Origin of the sequence: Parabacteroides sp. PFB2-10 (assembly GCF_029893085.1) — a bacterium.
In the GTDB taxonomy this organism is placed as follows: Bacteria; Bacteroidota; Bacteroidia; order Bacteroidales; family Tannerellaceae; genus QVMG01.
This window is the reverse complement of the sequence record NZ_JARXWI010000003.1, coordinates 187327-205689: the sequence shown is the minus strand read 5'-3', so window position 1 is coordinate 205689 and position 18363 is coordinate 187327. Positions and strand designations below refer to the sequence as shown.

Annotated in this window: 15 protein-coding genes; 9 read left to right on the top strand and 6 right to left on the bottom strand. The window is 45.8% G+C overall.

The features are described from left to right. Positions 1–86: 86 nt before the first annotated feature. Complete coding sequence (locus M2137_RS04115) at positions 87–749, bottom strand: secretin and TonB N-terminal domain-containing protein (protein WP_280765190.1); 663 nt, start codon at positions 747–749, stop codon at positions 87–89. Positions 750–1015: 266 nt separating this feature from the next. Here M2137_RS04115 and M2137_RS04110 point away from each other — a divergent pair, with 266 nt between their 5' ends. Continuing rightward, entirely contained in the window at positions 1016–3721 is a 2706-nt protein-coding gene (locus M2137_RS04110; RefSeq protein WP_280765189.1) for a calcium-translocating P-type ATPase, PMCA-type, read from the top strand. Positions 3722–3984: 263 nt separating this feature from the next. On the opposite strand, the gene M2137_RS04105 is transcribed toward M2137_RS04110, so the two are convergent. The 3 genes from M2137_RS04105 to panC all read right to left on the bottom strand — a co-directional run bounded on the left by M2137_RS04105 (position 3985) and on the right by panC (position 6615). Then, positions 3985–5307, bottom strand: a complete 1323-nt coding sequence (locus tag M2137_RS04105) for an MATE family efflux transporter (RefSeq protein ID WP_280765266.1) — start codon at positions 5305–5307, stop codon at positions 3985–3987. A gap of 104 nt (positions 5308–5411) precedes the next feature. Continuing rightward, a complete protein-coding gene (gene panD / locus M2137_RS04100; protein WP_280765188.1) occupies positions 5412–5762 on the bottom strand; it encodes an aspartate 1-decarboxylase in 351 nt (116 codons plus the stop codon). 10 nt (positions 5763–5772) lie between these two features. Beyond that, positions 5773–6615 (bottom strand): pantoate--beta-alanine ligase, encoded by an 843-nt coding sequence (panC, locus tag M2137_RS04095; protein WP_280765187.1) that lies wholly within the window; start codon positions 6613–6615, stop codon positions 5773–5775. A gap of 101 nt (positions 6616–6716) precedes the next feature. Here panC and M2137_RS04090 point away from each other — a divergent pair, with 101 nt between their 5' ends. Further along, complete coding sequence (locus M2137_RS04090) at positions 6717–7535, top strand: glycogen/starch synthase (protein ID WP_280765186.1); 819 nt, start codon at positions 6717–6719, stop codon at positions 7533–7535. Positions 7536–7545: 10 nt separating this feature from the next. Beyond that, positions 7546–8895 carry a DUF4270 domain-containing protein gene (locus M2137_RS04085; protein WP_280765185.1) on the top strand — a complete coding sequence of 450 codons (1350 nt, stop codon included), beginning with the start codon at positions 7546–7548 and terminating at the stop codon, positions 8893–8895. 93 nt (positions 8896–8988) lie between these two features. On the opposite strand, the gene M2137_RS04080 is transcribed toward M2137_RS04085, so the two are convergent. Beyond that, positions 8989–10656, bottom strand: a complete 1668-nt coding sequence (locus M2137_RS04080) for a formate--tetrahydrofolate ligase (RefSeq protein WP_280765184.1) — start codon at positions 10654–10656, stop codon at positions 8989–8991. Positions 10657–10742: 86 nt separating this feature from the next. Beyond that, positions 10743–12404: an AMP-binding protein gene (locus M2137_RS04075; RefSeq protein WP_280765183.1), complete on the bottom strand. Its 1662-nt coding sequence runs from the start codon at positions 12402–12404 to the stop codon at positions 10743–10745. Between the two features lie 816 nt (positions 12405–13220). Between M2137_RS04075 and M2137_RS04070 the strand changes: the two genes are divergently transcribed. From M2137_RS04070 to M2137_RS04045, 6 genes are all read left to right on the top strand, one after another. Next, the gene (locus tag M2137_RS04070; RefSeq protein ID WP_280750830.1) at positions 13221–13448 is read left to right on the top strand and encodes a 4Fe-4S binding protein; all 228 of its coding nucleotides are present in this window, start codon (positions 13221–13223) and stop codon (positions 13446–13448) included. Further along, positions 13448–14533, top strand: a complete 1086-nt coding sequence (locus M2137_RS04065; RefSeq protein ID WP_280765182.1) for a 3-methyl-2-oxobutanoate dehydrogenase subunit VorB — start codon at positions 13448–13450, stop codon at positions 14531–14533. Before M2137_RS04070 ends, M2137_RS04065 begins: the two co-directional genes overlap by 1 nt. 12 nt (positions 14534–14545) lie before the next feature. Continuing rightward, positions 14546–14722 carry a hypothetical protein gene (locus M2137_RS04060; RefSeq protein WP_280765181.1) on the top strand — a complete coding sequence of 59 codons (177 nt, stop codon included), beginning with the start codon at positions 14546–14548 and terminating at the stop codon, positions 14720–14722. Positions 14723–14741: 19 nt separating this feature from the next. Continuing rightward, positions 14742–15512 carry a thiamine pyrophosphate-dependent enzyme gene (locus M2137_RS04055; protein ID WP_280765180.1) on the top strand — a complete coding sequence of 257 codons (771 nt, stop codon included), beginning with the start codon at positions 14742–14744 and terminating at the stop codon, positions 15510–15512. After that, a complete protein-coding gene (locus tag M2137_RS04050) occupies positions 15509–16051 on the top strand; it encodes a 2-oxoacid:acceptor oxidoreductase family protein (protein WP_280765179.1) in 543 nt (180 codons plus the stop codon). The genes M2137_RS04055 and M2137_RS04050 overlap by 4 nt, the downstream gene beginning before the upstream one ends. A 74-nt stretch (positions 16052–16125) precedes the next feature. Next, positions 16126–18357, top strand: coding sequence for a putative porin (locus tag M2137_RS04045; protein WP_280765178.1), 2232 nt, complete (start codon positions 16126–16128; stop codon positions 18355–18357). Positions 18358–18363: the final 6 nt, after the last annotated feature.

Below are 18363 nucleotides of genomic sequence, written 5' to 3'. Positions count from 1 at the left end.
AAATATGGAAATATTATTTTCTTTCCCTTTTCTGAAGCAAAATCCTATCGCTACTAACCAACTAAAATTTTGAGTAAAGGGGTATTTTAGACTGCTTTGTTAAAACGGAAAACTTTATTCTGTATTTCCACATTTGGTTCTAACTTTATCAATCCGGCTTTTTGGATATGTACTACACGAGGTAAATAACCAAGATACAACACAATAACATACGCATTGGGATCCGTTGTTGAAATAACAAAACTCCCATCATTCTCTGTATGTGTAGAATTCTCCTCTGTTAGTAGCATAATTGTAATACTCTCTTTTTTAAGAAAAAGAGATGCTGCTTGAATAGGTTGACCATTCTCATCTACCACCTTTCCTTTCATCGAAAGTGGAATTGATTCATGATTTTGATTTGTTTTTGACGAATCCTTGGATTTGTCATAGACAACTACCCACTTATTGTTGATAATAACATAGCTATAATCTGAGTTCTTAAGTAGTACATCAAGAATTTGAGCAAGGGTTTTATCCTCAAAATTTTGATTTATTTTATCTGTTTTATTTGTGATCTTATCTTGAAAGACAAACTGATATTCGTTCGTTTTTTCAATTTGACTTTTTAATTGAAAAAGAGCCGATTCTAAGGATTGATTCTCGAAACGGATTGAAATTTGCTGTATTTCTTGATATCCACCAGCTTTTAACTGAAAAAAAACGAGAAATAAACAACAAAAAATAAAGCTTGTTTTATTTGTAAACATAATTTTATTTATTAGGAATCACATTAGACATCTATTTGTTTTTTTTCTGATTTCGTTTTTTTATTGAGCAGTACTCAGTTATAAGGCTGCAAAGAAACTCCTTAAAGAAAGTGAATGTTTTTGATATAACCAAATTGTTTAGGAAAATAAAATTGTCTATTTCTCTGTCTATCTATCAGTTGTATGCGTTTTCTGTTTTTCATACCCGGAAACACATCCTTGATGCGATTATCACTATCTTTGTACTTCTAAACAAGGTGTAAAATATGGAACACAGTCACCCTTATCCCGGGTTAACACAGGAACAAGTAGAAGAGAACAGACGATTATATGGTCATAACCTATTGACACCTCCTCCCAAAACGTCGCTCTGGGTGCAGTTTCTGGAAAAATTCAAAGACCCCATCATACAGATATTATTGGTAGCCTGGCTGCTCTCCATGATCATTGCCGGAGTGCATTGTTGGGGACCTGATGCGGAAGGCGTTAAGGCTTTTCTCGAACCCATCGGTATTTTCTTTGCCATCCTATTGGCAACGGGCGTAGGCTTTGCTTTTGAAGCAAAGGCAAACCGTGCGTTCGATCTGTTGAATACGGTAAACGACGATGCACTCATCAAGGTGATTCGCGAAGGAAATATCACGGAAATACCGAAGAAAGATATTGTGAAGGGGGATATTGTCATTGTAGAGACAGGCGATGAGGTGCCTGCCGATGGCACCTTGTTGGAGGCCATCTCCCTGCAGGTGAACGAATCGACCCTGACCGGCGAACCGGTTATTTCCAAAACAACGAAAGAGGAAAACTTCAACCAGGAGGCGACCTACCCGAGCAACTGCCTGATGCGTGGCACGACCGTGGTTGACGGTCATGGCATTCTGGAGATCGATACCGTAGGCGATGCCACGGAATACGGAAAGGTCTATGAGGGATCGCAAATCGACAACAACCTGGATACGCCCCTTCAGATACAATTGAAAGGACTGGCCGCATTGATTAGTAAGGTGGGGTATACGGTTGCCGGGCTCACTTTCGTGGCTTTACTGGGGAAACTATTATTGTTTTCTCCGTCGGTTCCCTGGTTGGATATGGTCGGCGACATCTTGAATATTTTTATGATCGCCGTTACCTTGATCGTAGTCTCGGTGCCGGAAGGGTTACCGATGAGTGTAACGCTTAGTCTGGCTTTGAGCATGAACCGGATGTTGAAAACCAATAACCTCGTGCGCAAGATGCATGCTTGCGAAACCATGGGGGCAGCCACGGTGATCTGTACGGATAAAACGGGCACGCTGACGCAGAATCAGATGCAGGTGTATCGCACCAATTTTTATTGCCTACCGGAACAAACGCTTGGCGACGATGCATATAGTCAATTGATTAAAGAGGGTATATCGGTTAATTCTACTGCTTTTCTGGATCATTCCGAGGGAAAACTGAAAACATTTGGCAACCCGACGGAGGCAGCGCTTCTGCTTTGGTTGTATGGGCAGCAGGTCGATTACCTGGAACTGCGCGAGTCCTCTCCGGTGATCGACCAGTTGACCTTTTCCACTGAGCGCAAATATATGGCCACCCTGGTGGATTCATCCCTGCGCAAACGGAAGGTATTATATGTGAAAGGGGCGCCTGAGTTTTTGTTGGAATTGTGTCAATCGGTTGCCACCACCGAGGGAATGAAGTCGGTAGAGGCTTTCCGCCCGGTGATTGAGGAGCAGTTGTTGGCTTATCAGAATCAGGCGATGCGTACCCTGGGTATGGCTTATTTGGAAATAGATGAAACGGATAACGACGCTTTCTTTGTGAACGGGCGTGTAAGCCGCCGTGATATGGTGTTTATGGGTATTATTGCCATATCCGACCCGATCCGACCGGATGTGCCGGAGGCTGTGCAGCAATGCTTGGATGCCGGCATACAGGTGAAGATCGTGACCGGAGATACGCCGGCTACAGCCCGGGAGATAGGTCGTCAGATCGGGATATGGGAAGATAATGATTCGGAAGAGAACATCATCACCGGTACCTCGTTTGCCGCCTTGACCGACGAAGAAGCCTTGGATCGGGTGATGGATATGAAGATCATGTGCCGGGCACGGCCGACCGACAAACAGCGTCTGGTGCAACTGTTGCAACAGAAAGGCGCCGTCGTGGCAGTTACCGGCGACGGCACCAACGACGCCCCAGCCCTGAAGGCCGCGCAGGTAGGGCTTTCTATGGGCGACGGCACCTCGGTTGCCAAGGAGGCCAGCGATATTACCATTTTGGATAATTCGTTTGCCAGCATCACGCGCGCCGTGATGTGGGGGCGTTCGCTCTATCGCAATATACAGAAATTCCTATTGTTCCAGTTGACAATCAATGTGGCAGCCTGTCTGATCGTGTTGTTCGGTTCCTTGTTTGGCACCGAGTCGCCGCTGACCATTACGCAGATGTTGTGGGTGAATCTGATTATGGATACGTTTGCTGCGGCAGCCCTGGCGTCGCTTCCTCCGAACGAACGGGTGATGAACGATAAACCGCGTCGCAGTGGGGTAGGGGGCGACTTTATTATTTCACGCCCGATGCAGTATATGATCCTGAGTGTAGGATTATTGTTTGTAGTTGTATTGATGGGACTCCTGTATTGTTTTGGGCGGCAGGATGGGCTTACACCTTATAATCTTTCCTGGTTTTTCACCTTCTTTGTGATGCTCCAGTTCTGGAATATGTTTAACGCCAAAGCATTCCTGGAAGGCGCCTCCGCCTTTGCCCGGATGAAAGAATGTAAAACGTTTGTGTTTGTGGCCCTGTTGATATTGGTTGGCCAGTACCTGATCGTTACTTTTGGTGGTGAAATGTTTAATGTGGTTCCCTTAAGCTGGAAAGATTGGGGCATCATTATCGGAACGACCTCGTTTGTGCTTTGGTTTGGCGAGCTTTTCCGCCTGATAAAAAACAGGCGGAAGACTATCCGAAACGCAAAAGTGTCATAACCCATTCACGTTTTTCTTCCTTCGTATGGCTCAGTCGGAATGGCTGGGTAAAAGTCCTTTTTATTTTATCGAATAAAGCGTTAACGAAAGTTAAATGGCGGCTTTTCGCCGAAACCCCCAATTTACGATTTGTAATTTCGGCAGGACTTTGCGCGCAAAAAGGCGGGACTTCGGAGACAAACTCCCGGGAGAAACACTTTTTAACGTATGGATTTGTAAGCAAAACGGGTGGTTTTGCTTACAATCCGTATTTTAACATTTTGTCAAATCTTCTTATTCCGCCAATCTGCCTTTTTGAGGTAGATCATACAGAAGGTCATCAGGAAGGAGTAGTAGATGATCTCCGTTGTGAAGCATAGGTGGACGGGCATCTTTAGGACGGATCCCATAATGAAAAGATAGGCACAATAGGCGACTAAAGTGGCTACCTCCATGGCCAATGCGGAACGGGTGTTTCCGGTGCCCGATACGCCATTGAAATAAACATTACTAATGGAACTCAATAGCATCGCCAGCGATATAACATACACAGAGGGGACAGATGCCGCAATCAATGTGGGGTCGTTGGTGTATATGGAAATAATCGCATGAGGGAAGGCACATATTAAGGCAACACAAACCGCCATAATCAGAAATGACATACGGGCTATTTTGCGAATAATAGGAATGGTTTGTTCAATATGTCCCGCACCGATGGCATTACTGACAAACGAATTGGTGGTTGTCGATAATGAATTGACGGGAATAAACATAACAATATAAATGCTTCGCACAATGTTGGCGATAGCCAATTCGCGTTGCCCCAAACGTTCCACTACCACAAAGAACATGAAGAAGGTACCCATGGAGAGGAAATGCTGTATCATGGTGTAAACAGAAATACTCAATACGCGGCGCAAAAGAGCGAAATCGAAGGAGCGGAGCTTCCGGAGACCATATTTATCGCGGTCGACCGTCAGTCGGGTGTAGACAAAAAAGAACAAAGTAGAGACGGCTTCCGCTATAACGGATGCAATGGCGGCTCCTTTTATTCCCATAGCCGGGAATCCGGCGTGTCCGAATATCATGAGATAGTCGAGCAATACGTTGGTGAGTGCCATCACAATGGCATTCAATGTCAATACCTTCGTGCGTGTGATGCCGATAAAGAGCGCGCGAAACATCACATTGATAAAAGAGAAAAAGAAGCCGAACACACGCCAGTCCAGGAATTCCATGGTGGCATCCAGAATGGTGTCGGAAGAGATCATCACACGCATCACGCTGCGCCCTCCCGTCTGAGCCAGGAAAAACATAACGGCTGCGGTGACTAACAGAAACAGTACTCCCTGTATCATGACCGGACCGACTGCGGCATACTCGCGTTCACCGTTGCGACGGGCAATCACAATCTGTGAACCGATGCTGAATCCGAAAGCGATGGTAAAACAGCATATATAGAACAGACCACCCATAGCGGCGGCGCCCAGTTCGACTTCGCCCACATGGCCCAGGAAGGCAGTATCCGTTACGTTGACTACATTCTGCGCCAATAGGCTGAGCAGGATGGGATAGCTTACGTGCCAGATCTGTTTATTTGAATAGATTTGTTGACTCTTATTTACTTGCATAATTTATTTTTTACAAAAAAAGCCTGCCGGAAAGATTGGCAGGCTTTATGATATGAGTTGTTTTTGTTAACTATACCGATTTAGACCAATCTGTTTGTCGCTGTATCCGGGAATATCACTGAAGGCTTAAAAGTTTTAGCCTCTTCGAAATCCATCAATGCGTACGACATGATAATGATAATGTCACCCGGCTGAACGCGTCGGGCAGCCGCCCCGTTGAGACAGATAACGCCGGATCCGCGTTCACCTTTGATCACATACGTATCAAAGCGCTCCCCGTTGTTATTGTCCACAATAGAGACCTTTTCGTTAGCAATCAGGTTGGCGGCATCCATCAGATCTTCATCAATGGTGATGCTTCCAATATAATTCAAATTGGCTTCGGTTACCGTAACCCGGTGAATTTTTGATTTAACGATTTCTATAAACATCCTCTTGTTATTATTTATACCGTATGTTATCGATCAAACGCACTTCGCCACAAAAAACAGTAATACATCCTACGATTGAATCGGTATCAGACCAATGATGTATCGATTCCAATGTATTCCCGTCAACTATTTCAAAGTATTCGACGCACATTTCAGGTGTCCGATTGAGTGTATCTACAACATAATCAATCACCTCCTGCACCTCTTTTTCGGGTACAAAGTTAAGTGTTTCTTTTAAAGTGCGTGCTATTAACGGCGCTTTTTGACGTTGTTCGGGTGTTAAACGCATATTTCGGCTGCTCATAGCCAGCCCGTCGGCTTCGCGCATGATCGGGCAGGCGACAATCCGGACAGGCAGGTTTAATTGCGCTGTCATGACGCGGATGATAGCCAGTTGCTGGAAGTCTTTTTCGCCAAAGTAGGCCGTGTCGGGCATAGTGGCATAGAAGAGTTTGCTCACGATCTGCGCTACGCCGTTGAAGTGCCCCGGGCGATGAGCACCCTCCATTACTTCGGCGATCCGTCCGAATTCGAACACACGGCTATCGGCTTCCGGATACATCTCCTCTACCGAGGGAGCGAAGACATAGTCGCAGCCGGCTTGTTCCAATAGGGCACAATCGGCATCAAACGTACGGGGATAAGTTTCCAGGTCGCGTTTGTCATTAAACTGGGTTGGATTGACAAAGACACTGACTACACACACATCGTTTTCTTTACGGCAGGCATCGACCAAACTAATATGACCGGGATGAAGAGCGCCCATCGTGGGAACCAGCCCGATCGTTTTGTTTTGAAGCCTTTCTTTTTCTAAATAATCATTAAGATTGGCTTTAGAATATAGGATTTTCATCTGAAAGAAGCTTAAATGAGGGTGCAAAGCAAGTAAATAATTACGGTAAATGAAAGAAAAATGTTATCTTTGTGCGATTTTACAAAAAATGAACGTATAGAATGGATGCAAAAAAGATCTTGTATATCAATCAAGAAATCTCTCCTTACCTTCCTGAATCAGAGATAGCGACAATCTCAAGAAATCTACCTCAAGGCATACAAGAGCGTGGCCGCGAAATCCGAACATTTATGCCTAAATACGGCAACATCAACGAAAGACGCAACCAATTACACGAAGTAATCCGCCTCTCCGGCATGAATCTGATTATTGATGATACCGACCATCCTCTGATTATCAAGGTAGCTTCCATTCAATCGGCTCGTATGCAGGTGTACTTTATTGACAACGAAGACTTCTTTCAGCGTAAGAACACGCTGGTCGACAACGAAGGAAATGAATATGCCGACAACGATGACCGCTCGATTTTCTATGTGCGTGGCGTACTGGAAACGGTAAAGAAGCTTCGCTGGATTCCTGATATTATCCATTGTCACGGATGGATATCAGCTCCTACCGGCCTCTATATCCGTCGGATGTATGCAGATGATCCCTGTTTGAAAGACGCGAAAATCGTCTATTCAATCTATAATGATGAGTTTTCTGTTCCTCTCCGCAAAGAATGTCCTGACAAATTGATTATGGATGGTGCAACAGAAGAAGACGTAAAAGGATTAAGAGAAGATACCAGTTTTGTAGGGGTAAGCAAAATGGCTATTGATTTTGCGGATGGTGTTATCCAGGGAAGCGAAACGATTCACCCGGATTTACAATCGTATGCCGCAGCCAATGGCAAGCCATTTTTAGGATACCAATCTCCCGACAATTACATAGACGCTTTTAATGACTTTTACGATGTGGTGTTAGATTCAAACAAGTAACAATCAACAAATGAACAAAAAGCATTTTATACTTGGATTATGCCTGGCAATCTTTATTCTGGGCAGTTGTGATGATGAATTGAGCAAGGTAGGAACGAGTATTCAGGGAGAAGGCGATAAGATCTCTGTATCTGTTGATTCGTTTAACATAGCGGCATCAACCGTCAAGATGGAGTCGGTATATGCCAAATCAGACACAGGCCTTTTGGGAGAGTTTTACGACCCGTTATACGGTACATTGGTATCGGATTATATCTGCCAGTTCTACTGTCCGGAGGGATATCGCTTTGAACATACGCCCATCGACGGTAAGGTGGACTCGGTAGACTTCCGTATTTATTACAGCGCCTGGGTGGGCGACTCAGTAGCACCCATGCGTGTTCAGCTATTCCCCGTTACGACTCCGTTAGAAAAGAATTACTATACTGATCTGAATCCGGATGATTATGTAGACCGGAAACAGGTGTTGGGTTCTCAGACCTATACGGCCTATGATGTTTCCGTTCCCGATTCTGTGCGGAATGGCGACGATGGTTATTATCCGAATATCCGCATCCGTATGCCGGAATCAATTGGGCAAAAGATCTACGACGAGACAGTAAACAACCCATCCTCCTTTGTCGATCAGGATGCATTCAATGCCTTTTTTCCCGGCTTATACGTGACAACCACCTTTGGGTCGGGCACTATTATTGGCGTAGACCTGTCGCTTATGACCATCCATTACAGATATGTAGGCAAAGGGGCGCAGGAGCAAGATACTATTATTCACGCAACCGAGGTGTTCAATATTACCAAAGAGGTTATTCAGCTCAATCGTTTCAAGAATACTGATATGAGCGAACTGCTCGAACCGAGCGAAGACTATATGTATATGAAGACACCGGCAGGTGTTGGTTGCCGCTTAGTTATCCCGGCTAAGGAGATTGCTCCGCTTATCGACGGACGTATTTTAAATAATATGCCGCTTACTCTTCGTGCATTCCCGCCAGAAGAGTATACATATGCGCTAAATATGCCCTCTAAATTATTGCTATTGCCGGAAGATTCGGTAAAAACATTCTTCGAGGATAATAAGGTAAGCGATGGTACCACCTCCTTTGTCGGCGTGTTGAATGCGGAAAATCGTACGTATCCCTTCGGGAATATTTCCAATGTGTTAAAGAAACACATAGAGAATTCTCCCGGCGATGACCTTGTATTGATGATTTTCCCGGTAAATACCAAAGAGGAGAGCAACTACTACGGAACCTATACAACGGTGGTCACGCATTACCTTGCTCCTTCCGGGTTGAAACTTCGCAAAGACAACCAGGCCATGAGAATGGGAGTCACCTCCAGTAAATACGGCAGCCGGTAAAGAATTTTCCGAAAGTATATCATATCAAACAAAAAAGGTATCGCTAAATGCGATACCTTTTTTGTTTGTATTCTATTCTAATGCGTATGCTTGTTAGCTTAAGCCCTCGACAAGTCCATCCACAATGTCGATATGTTTTGCCTGCGGCTCTTTCGGAAGTCCCGGCATACGCATGATCTCTCCCATGATAACGACAAGCATTTCCGCTCCGTTATTGATAATAATATCACGCACCTTCAATTCAAAATCCCGGGCAACGCCATAAGCTTTCGGATCCGAAGAGAAAGAATATTGCGTCTTGGCAATACATATCGGGTAATGGGAAATGCCAAGGCTCTCGATCTGCCGCAGTTTCTTATCGGCCAACGTGGTGTAGACCACCGATGAGGCGCCATAGATCTGCGTAGCCACTTTCTGCACCTTCTGACGCACATCGTCGTCGTCCTGATAGGTATGCTGCAACTCCGTAGAGGGATTATTCGCAATCGTATCTACTACCAGCCGGGCCAATTCCTCTCCGCCTTTACCGCCTTCGGCAAACACCTCATTGACAGCAAAGCCAACGCCCTGCTTCCGGCAATGGTCAGCCACAAGAGCAATCTCCTCATCACTATCCGTTGTGAACCGGTTAAAGGTAACCACCACCGATTGTCCGAAGCTCTTTATATTCTCAATATGCTTATCCAGATTAGCCAGGCCGCTTACCAGTCCTTCCCGGTTCGGCTCCTTGATTTTGTTTTCTGCCACGCCACCATGCATCTTCAGGCTCTGCGATGTGACAACAATCACCGTCAATTTAGGAGACAATCCCGCTTTGCGGCATTTGATATTAAAGAATTTCTCCGCCCCCAGGTCGGCACCAAATCCGGCTTCGGTCACCACATAGTCGCCATAGGTCAAAGCCATCTTCGTCGCCAGGATGGAGTTACATCCGTGCGCGATATTGGCAAAAGGCCCTCCATGCACAAAAGCAGCCGTATTCTCTGTCGTCTGCACCAGGTTCGGGCGCAAGGCATCTTTCAACAATACCGTAATGGCACCGGCTATCCCCAGATCGTTCACCGTAAAAGGCTGGTCGTTGTTCGTATATCCTAAAAGAATATTCCCTACCCGTCGCTTCAAATCATCCAGGTCGGAGGCCAGACAAAGGATGGCCATTATCTCGGAGGCCGGCGTGATATCAAACCCGGTTTCCGTCGGAACGCCGTTGGCACTTCCTCCCAAACCGGAAACCATATTTCGCAAACTACGGTCGTTCACGTCTAATACACGTTTCCATTTGATCTCTTTCAATCCGTCGCAACTGTTGCGCGTCTGATAGATATAATTGTCTAATAAAGCCGTGATCGTGTTGTGTGCCGATGTCACCGCATGGAAGTCGCCCGTAAAATGCAGGTTGATATTCTCCATCGGAAGCACCTGTGCATAACCACCCCCGGCCGCTCCACCTTTCATGCCAAACACAGGCCCTAAGGAGGGCTCCCGCAAAGCCACGACGGCTTTCTTTCCGATCCGGTTCAATCCTAATGCCAGGCCGATCGAAACGGTCGTTTTACCAATACCGGCCTTGGTCGGTGTAATGGCCGTCACCAGGATCAGGTTATGCTGCCCCACCTTCTCTTCATCGATCAGATGAAGCGGTATCTTAGCCATATAGCGGCCATAATTCTGTACTTCATCCCGGGCAATGCCCAACTCTTTGGCTATTTCTTTCACCTTTTTGAGCGTCGTCTCCCGGGCAATTGTAATATCCGTTTTCATAGCTTTTTCGTTTTATATATGCATACGCTCCCTACTCAACTTCTAAGGAGCGAAGCAAGTGATAACTTCTTTAACTTTTCTAACTACTATTCTTCTTTCGATTGATATAGATAACGTTTAATACTTCTTTTAGGCGTCTTCTCAAATTCCTCGTCATACAAGCGGTAGTCGCTCACCTTGCTATAAGCCGGGATCAGCGTATTCAGCTTATCGATATTTGCCCGCATCTGCTTTTCCACTTCCGCATCACTTACCCCCGTATTCTCTATCCGATCCAGGTCCGGATAAATCAAAGCAATGATCTTTCCTTTCTCGGAAATAACAATCGATTCGCCCACATAAGGCATATTGTTCAACTTGTCTTCGATCTCTTCCGGATAGATGTTTTGACCGTTGGAGCTTAAGATCAACGATTTGCTACGCCCTTTGATGTAGAGGAATCCATCTTTATCCAAGGTGCCCAGGTCGCCTGTCCGCATCCAACCGTCTGCAATCATTACCTCTTCGGTAGCCACCGGGTTTTTATAATATCCAAGCATGACATTCATGCCTCGTACCAGAATTTCGCCCACCTCGTTTTCCGGGTCGGAAGAGTCGATAATCACCTCCGTCCGGTCGACAATCTGTCCGACAGAAGCCATCTTAAAGGAGTCCCATTGCGTATAGGCAATCAATGGCCCACACTCCGTCATGCCGTACCCCACTGTATAGGGAAACTTCACCTTGCGCAGAAACTCTTCCACCTCACGGTTCAAGGCAGCTCCACCGATAACGACTTCCCATAGGTTGACGCCAAAAGCCGATTTCAGCTTTTTGCCGATTATATTTAAAATAATGGACTTAAGTCCGGGAACCTTCAATAAGGTTTTGATCACCGGCTTCTCAAGCATGGGGAAAATCTTATTTTTGACAATTTTCTCAATGATCAACGGAACCGCCAAAATCAACGGAGGTTTGATGGTTGCGAAGGCATCGATAATGATCTTCGGACTCGGTGTGCGGTTCAGGAAATGGATATGGCACCCCAGATTAACCGAATTCAGGATCTCAAAGGCCAGTCCATACATATGAGCCATCGGCAACATACATACGATTGTATCGCCCGGATGAATGCCCGGCAGGCGGTCGTAGGCGATCTTTGTGTTGCTCCACAAACTACGGTAAGGCAACATAACCCCTTTAGAGAAGCTGGTCGTTCCGGAAGTGTAATTAAGCACCGCCAACTCTTCCGGTTGCTCTTCGTGCATAACCAGGTCGTCCGGCCTATATCCTTCGGGAAATTTCGCTTTGAAACGAGCCTCTATGTCTTTCTGTACTTCGGCTACACCCTCCTTTTTGCTTGCCAATACGGAGAAGTCATCCATAAGCACGATCAACTCCATTTGAGGGATCTCTGCGATGTTCATTCCTTCCCAGTTATGCGAAGCAACAATAAGCGCCTTTGCCTCCGAATGATTCACGATATGATGGATGCTATCCGGCTTGAAGTCGTGCAAAATGGGAACAATCACCGCCCCGTAAGCCAGTGTTCCGAAAAAACAAATAGCCCAATGCGAAGAGTTACGCCCCACAATGGCCACCTTATCACCTTTTTGTATTCCGGCCTCTTCCAGAAGGATACGAAACTTTTCAATCTCTTCGGCAAAGTCCCTATAATAGAATGTTTTCCCTTTATAATCCGTAAAGGCGGGGAGATCCCAGTTTTTTCGAATACTATTCCCAATAAGCCCCAAGAAACGTTTTTCCATTTTCTGTCATTTAAAATTTATATCTCTATTACATATGTGTGGAGTTGGTTCGCAAGATAACTATTTAAATGCACATATGCTATATAATACAATTGGAAAAAGTGTCGATTTGTTTACGACGAGAGACGATTTCGAACGTTCCATGCATCCCTCACTCCGATCTCTACTCCGGCAGTCGGGTTGTTTTTGATCCTGTGACTATTCAGTCATTTCGCGTGAAAAAAAATGCAAACAGATGTTAAAATGCCTGTTTTTGACGAAACCCCTAATTTACGATTTGTAATTTCGGCAGGACTTTTCGCGCAAAAATGCGGGACTTTGGAGACAAACTCCCGGGAGAAACACTTTTTAACGTATGGATTTGTAAGCAAAACGGCCGTTTTACTTACAATCGATATTTTAACATTTTTGGGGTGTTGTGCGAAAATGCAACGGTAAATACGTTAAATCGGGAAAATGTAAAGAGGGAGAAGAGGGTAGTGTATCTAAAATTTTCCCTTAGCTATTTTCCGGATGAAGCTGTTTTTCACAGGTGAAGAATGGCTGAAAAGCTTTTGATAAATTGCAACTGTATTGGCTGTTTGAACTTACAAAAAGATATAAATATACTGTATTTATGGGTGTGTTTTATATGAAAACACCAAAAATACTACCGAATAACCGTTTTTGATTTGACAAAATGATATTTTTCTAAAAAAATAATTCATTAAAAATGCACGAGTTTCTGAAAGATATGACTATCTTTCCTGAAGAAATTATTACCTTTGTTCAATCGTTTGTAATCGACAAAAAACATATTTAAAAATTTATCGAGTTATGGCAAAAATAAGAGGAGCGGTTGTTGTGAACACCGAGCGCTGTAAGGGATGCGACCTATGCGTGGTTGCCTGCCCGACGGACACGCTCGAGCTTCATCCGCGCGAAGTGAATAACAAAGGGTATCATTATGTTTACATGAAAAACCCGGATAATTGCATCGGTTGTGCCAACTGCGGATTGGTATGCCCCGATGGTTGTTTAACGATCTATAAAGCAAAAGTATAATGTCAGAAGAAATAAAACTGTTAAAGGGAAACGAAGCGATTGCCCATGCGGCGATCCGTTCGGGTGCCGATGGTTATTTTGGCTATCCCATCACTCCCCAGTCGGAGATTTTGGAAACATTGATGGCGGAGATGCCCTGGGAAACAACCGGCATGGTGGTTCTGCAGGCAGAAAGTGAAGTAGCTGCCATTAATATGGTGTACGGAGGCGCTGCCACCGGAAAGCGGGTGATGACATCATCCTCCAGTCCGGGTATCAGCCTGAAACTGGAAGGCATCTCCTATCTGGCTGGAGCCGACCTGCCCTGTTTGATTGTCAATATTATGCGTGGTGGCCCCGGCTTGGGAACCATTCAACCCAGTCAGGCGGATTATTTCCAAACGGTAAAAGGGGGTGGACACGGCGACTATCGCCTGATCACACTGGCTCCCTCTTCCGTACAGGAGATGGCCGACTTCGTAACATTAGGCTTTGACCTGGCTTTCAAATATGCTAATCCGGTGATGATACTGGCAGATGGTATCGTGGGACAGATGATGGAAAAAGTAACGCTACCGCCGTTCCAAAAACGCCGTACGGAAGAAGAATTACGCAAAGAGAACCCCTGGGCAGCCCAAGGCAAGCCGGCGGATCGTAAGCCAAACGTGATCACCTCATTGGAGCTCGATCCCGCCGTTATGGAAGAGAACAACAATCGCTTCCAGGCAAAATACAAGAAGATTGAAGAGAACGAAGTACGCTATGAAGAGTTTATGTGTGACGATGCGGAATACCTATTGGTAGCCTTCGGATCTTCGGCACGTATCTGTCAAAAGGTAGTGGAACTGGCACGTGAAGAGGGTATCAAACTTGGCCTTCTGCGGCCTATCACCCTATGGCCTTTCCCGACACAAGCCATTGCGGCCTATGCCAACAAGGTGAAAGGAATGCTCTCCGTTGAATTGAATGCCGGACAAATGGTGGAAGATATCCGCCTGGCTGTCAACGGCAAGATAAAAGTGGAACACTATGGCCGTCTCGGAGGAATCATCTTTACTCCGGATGAAATACTCGATGCACTAAAAGAAAAAATCATTAACGCATAAATCCATCAGATTATGAGACGCGGAAGCCGGTTAGACGAATTGTTTACTTTATTGTTTATGGTCTTGGCCATTGGCGCTGTTATATGCTTTTTTGCCTTACGTGGCGACCGGACATGGTTTCTCATTCTGGGAGGTATTGCGGTTGTGTTACGGGTAGTGCAGTATGTAATGCGATACGTTGGTAAATAAAAAAGAAGTTAAAAGAGATATGGAACTCAATGAAATAATTAAACCGGAAAACCTGGTTCATACGAAACCCCGGTTAATGAATAATAATTCCATGCACTACTGCCCGGGCTGTAGTCATGGTGTCATACACAAATTGATAGCAGAGGTAATTGACGAAATGGGGCTTGCCGAAAAAACCATCGGAGTTTCTCCGGTAGGCTGTGCCGTGTTTGCTTACAACTACCTGGATATCGATTGGATCGAAGCGGCTCACGGACGTGCTCCTGCTGTTGCGACCGCTGCCAAACGGTTGAACCCCGACAAAATGGTGTTCACCTATCAGGGCGATGGCGACCTGGCGGCAATCGGTACTGCGGAAACAATCCATGCGGCTAACCGTGGAGAAAACATCGTGATTGTGTTTGTCAACAATGCGATATACGGTATGACAGGCGGACAAATGGCGCCCACCACGCTGGAAGGCATGCCCACGTCGACAACTCCTTACGGACGTAATATCGAACTGAACGGCCATCCGCTGAAAATAACCAATCTGTTGGCGCAACTCGAAGGCACCTGCCTGGTAACCCGTCAGAGCGTACATACGGCGGCTGCTGTAAAGAAAGCCAAGAAGATGCTCCGCAAGGCATTTGAAAATGCGATGAACAAAAAAGGAACATCCATTGTAGAATTTGTTTCGACCTGTTCTTCTGGTTGGAAAACAACTCCGGCGAAAGCAAACGACTGGATGGTCGAAAACATGTTCCCATTCTATCCATTAGGTGACTTAAAAAACATTGAAGAAGCATGAAAGAGGAAATAATCATTGCAGGTTTCGGTGGACAAGGTGTATTGTCCATGGGGAAAATATTAGCCTATTCCGGCTTGATGGAAGGAAAAGAGGTGACCTGGATGCCATCTTACGGCCCGGAACAACGGGGGGGAACAGCCAATGTGACTGTTATCCTGAGTGACGCACCCATCAGCTCGCCTATTCTGAATCAATATGATATAGCGATTGTATTGAATCAGCCTTCGCTCGAGAAGTTTGTAAATAAGGTGAAGCCGGGCGGTATCCTGATCTATGACGGATACGGTATTCATACGCCTGTTACACGCACCGACATTCAGGTTTATCGCGTAGATGCAATGGATGCCGCGACGGAAATGAAGAACGAAAAGGCCTTCAATATGATCGTATTGGGCGGACTGTTGAAAGTCGTTCCGATGGTTAAGCTGGAAAACGTACTGTTAGGCCTGAAAAAGTCGCTGCCGGAGCGCCATCACAAACTGATTCCGATGAATGAAGCCGCCATCAAAAAAGGAATGGAAATTATCCAAAAGGTGTAATTCAGTCAAAAAAGATGATAAAGATAAAGGGCGTTCTTGTGTAGGAACGCCCTTTTATTATATCTTTGCAAACGATGAAGAAGAGTATTTATATATCATTAACCATACTCTGTATAACGTTATCGGTGCAGGCGCAGGATCGTCCGCCGCGAGGAGGAGGTGAAGGTGGTTTCTCACTTTCCAATCTATCGAAAGGACAAGGCGCAGACAGCATTCAGACAGACACATTGGCGCTCTCCGACCAGGTAACGGCATTGCGTGTCAGTCCTTATGTCGGGCAGGCTTTCGTAGCACCTATGGATACCGCCCGGCTGAATTTCGGTCAAAGCACACTCGTTGAAGGGCAGGGATTAGCCATGGGATACCTGGCAAACTTGGGCTCTCCCGCACAATCCCGTTTGTTCCATGAACGCAAAGAGAGCCGTGACTTTATCTTTGCCGATCCTTTCGACAACTACATTGTCACGCCGGAGAATGCAGACTTTTACGATGCCAAGGTGCCTTATACCAATATCCTTTACTCTTTTGCCGGCGGCGATCAGCAAAAAGAAGAAAGACTGAAAGGGATTATGACCGTTAGCTTTGGAAAAAAGATCAATATCGGCGGGGAACTAGACTACATCTATAGCCGTGGGCACTATGCTTCCAACGGGAACAAACTCTTAAGCTACCGCTTTTTCGGTAGCTTCCTGACGGATAAATACGAAGCGCGTGCCTACCTGAGCAACTATAACTTTGTGAATTATGAGAACGGAGGGCTGCGTGATGACAACTGGATCTACAACCCGGAAGAGATGAATACCAGCGGACGCGCGGTGACCACCAAAGACTATGCCGTTCGCTTTAATAACGCTTTCAATCGTGTCAGAGGCAAACAGTACTTCCTGACGCATCGTTTCAACTTAGGATTCTACCGGATGCTCGACACGCCTGTTCAGGAAACAGCAGGAAACCTGGAAGAACACGAGCACGAAGGGGATGAACATGAGGGAGACGACCACGAACACGCATATAATGCAAGTATGCCTCCCGGCGGAAACAATAGCGAACCGGCAGAGCCGCGTCGCCAGTTTGTGCCGGTATCCAGTATTGTTCATACGCTTTTCTATGAAGATAACCGCCGTCATTTCACCACCAGCAATCAAACAGGCATTGACACCTGTTACAATTTCCCGGGTAAAAGCAATCCCGGAAGCATGGTGTTCTACGATATGTCGCCTGCATTACACGACCGTCCCTCCTCCTGGAAGCTACGCAACACCTTTGCCCTCTCCCTGCGAGAAGGATTTCAGAAGTGGGTTAAATTCGGATTATCCGCCTTTGTTACCCTGGAGCAAAGGAAATATGAGATGCGAAACAGCCTTCCCGGCCTTGAGTTCGACGAAAACAATTATCATTATTTCAACTTTACCCCTGAGACTCCCAATATTCTGGATACGCCTCTGTCAAAAACATACGATGAGTTCTCTACCTATATTGGAGGGGAACTGAGTAAATCGCGCGGCAGTGTACTCACCTACAATGCCCGGGGTGAACTATGCCTTGTTGGGGATGATCTGGGAGAGTTCCGTCTTACGGGTGATATTCAAACACGATTCAAACTATTCGGCAAAGAGGCATCCATCAAAGCAGAAGGCTATGTAAAGAACGTAGCGCCCGCCTTTTTCACACGGCACTACCTCTCCCGGTATTACCGCTGGGATAATAACTTCCGCAATGAGCAACAAATGTATGTCGGAGGCTCTGTTCATATCGAGAAAACCAGGACAACCTTGTTTGCCGGTGTGAACAGCATTCAGAATCATGTCTATTTTGGAAGCAAAGGTGTGCCTTTGCAACACGATGGTAACCTACAGGTCATCACCGGTCGGGTAAAACAAGATTTTAAGTTCAAAGGCTTTGGCTGGGAGAATGAAGCAGCTTATCAACTAAGCAGCAACAAGGAGGTGATTCCATTACCCGAACTGAGCCTGTACACCAATATGTATGTCTACTTTAAGCTGGCCAAGGTGCTCACCATTCAGTTGGGAGCTGACGCACATTACTTCACCTCCTACTATGCGCCCTATTATGAGCCGGCCACCCAACAGTTCCAGTTGCAGCCGGAAGACAGCCGGAAGACAAAAGTTGGCGATTATCCGTTGATCAATGCCTACCTGAACTTCCATCTGAAGCAGGCTCGCTTCTTTGTCATGGGCTACAATGTCGGAACCATGTTCCTTGATCCCAAACACTTCTCATACGCACATTATCCATTGAATCCTTTTGTGCTGAAATTCGGTATCTCCGTGATGTTCAACAATTGATTCCCC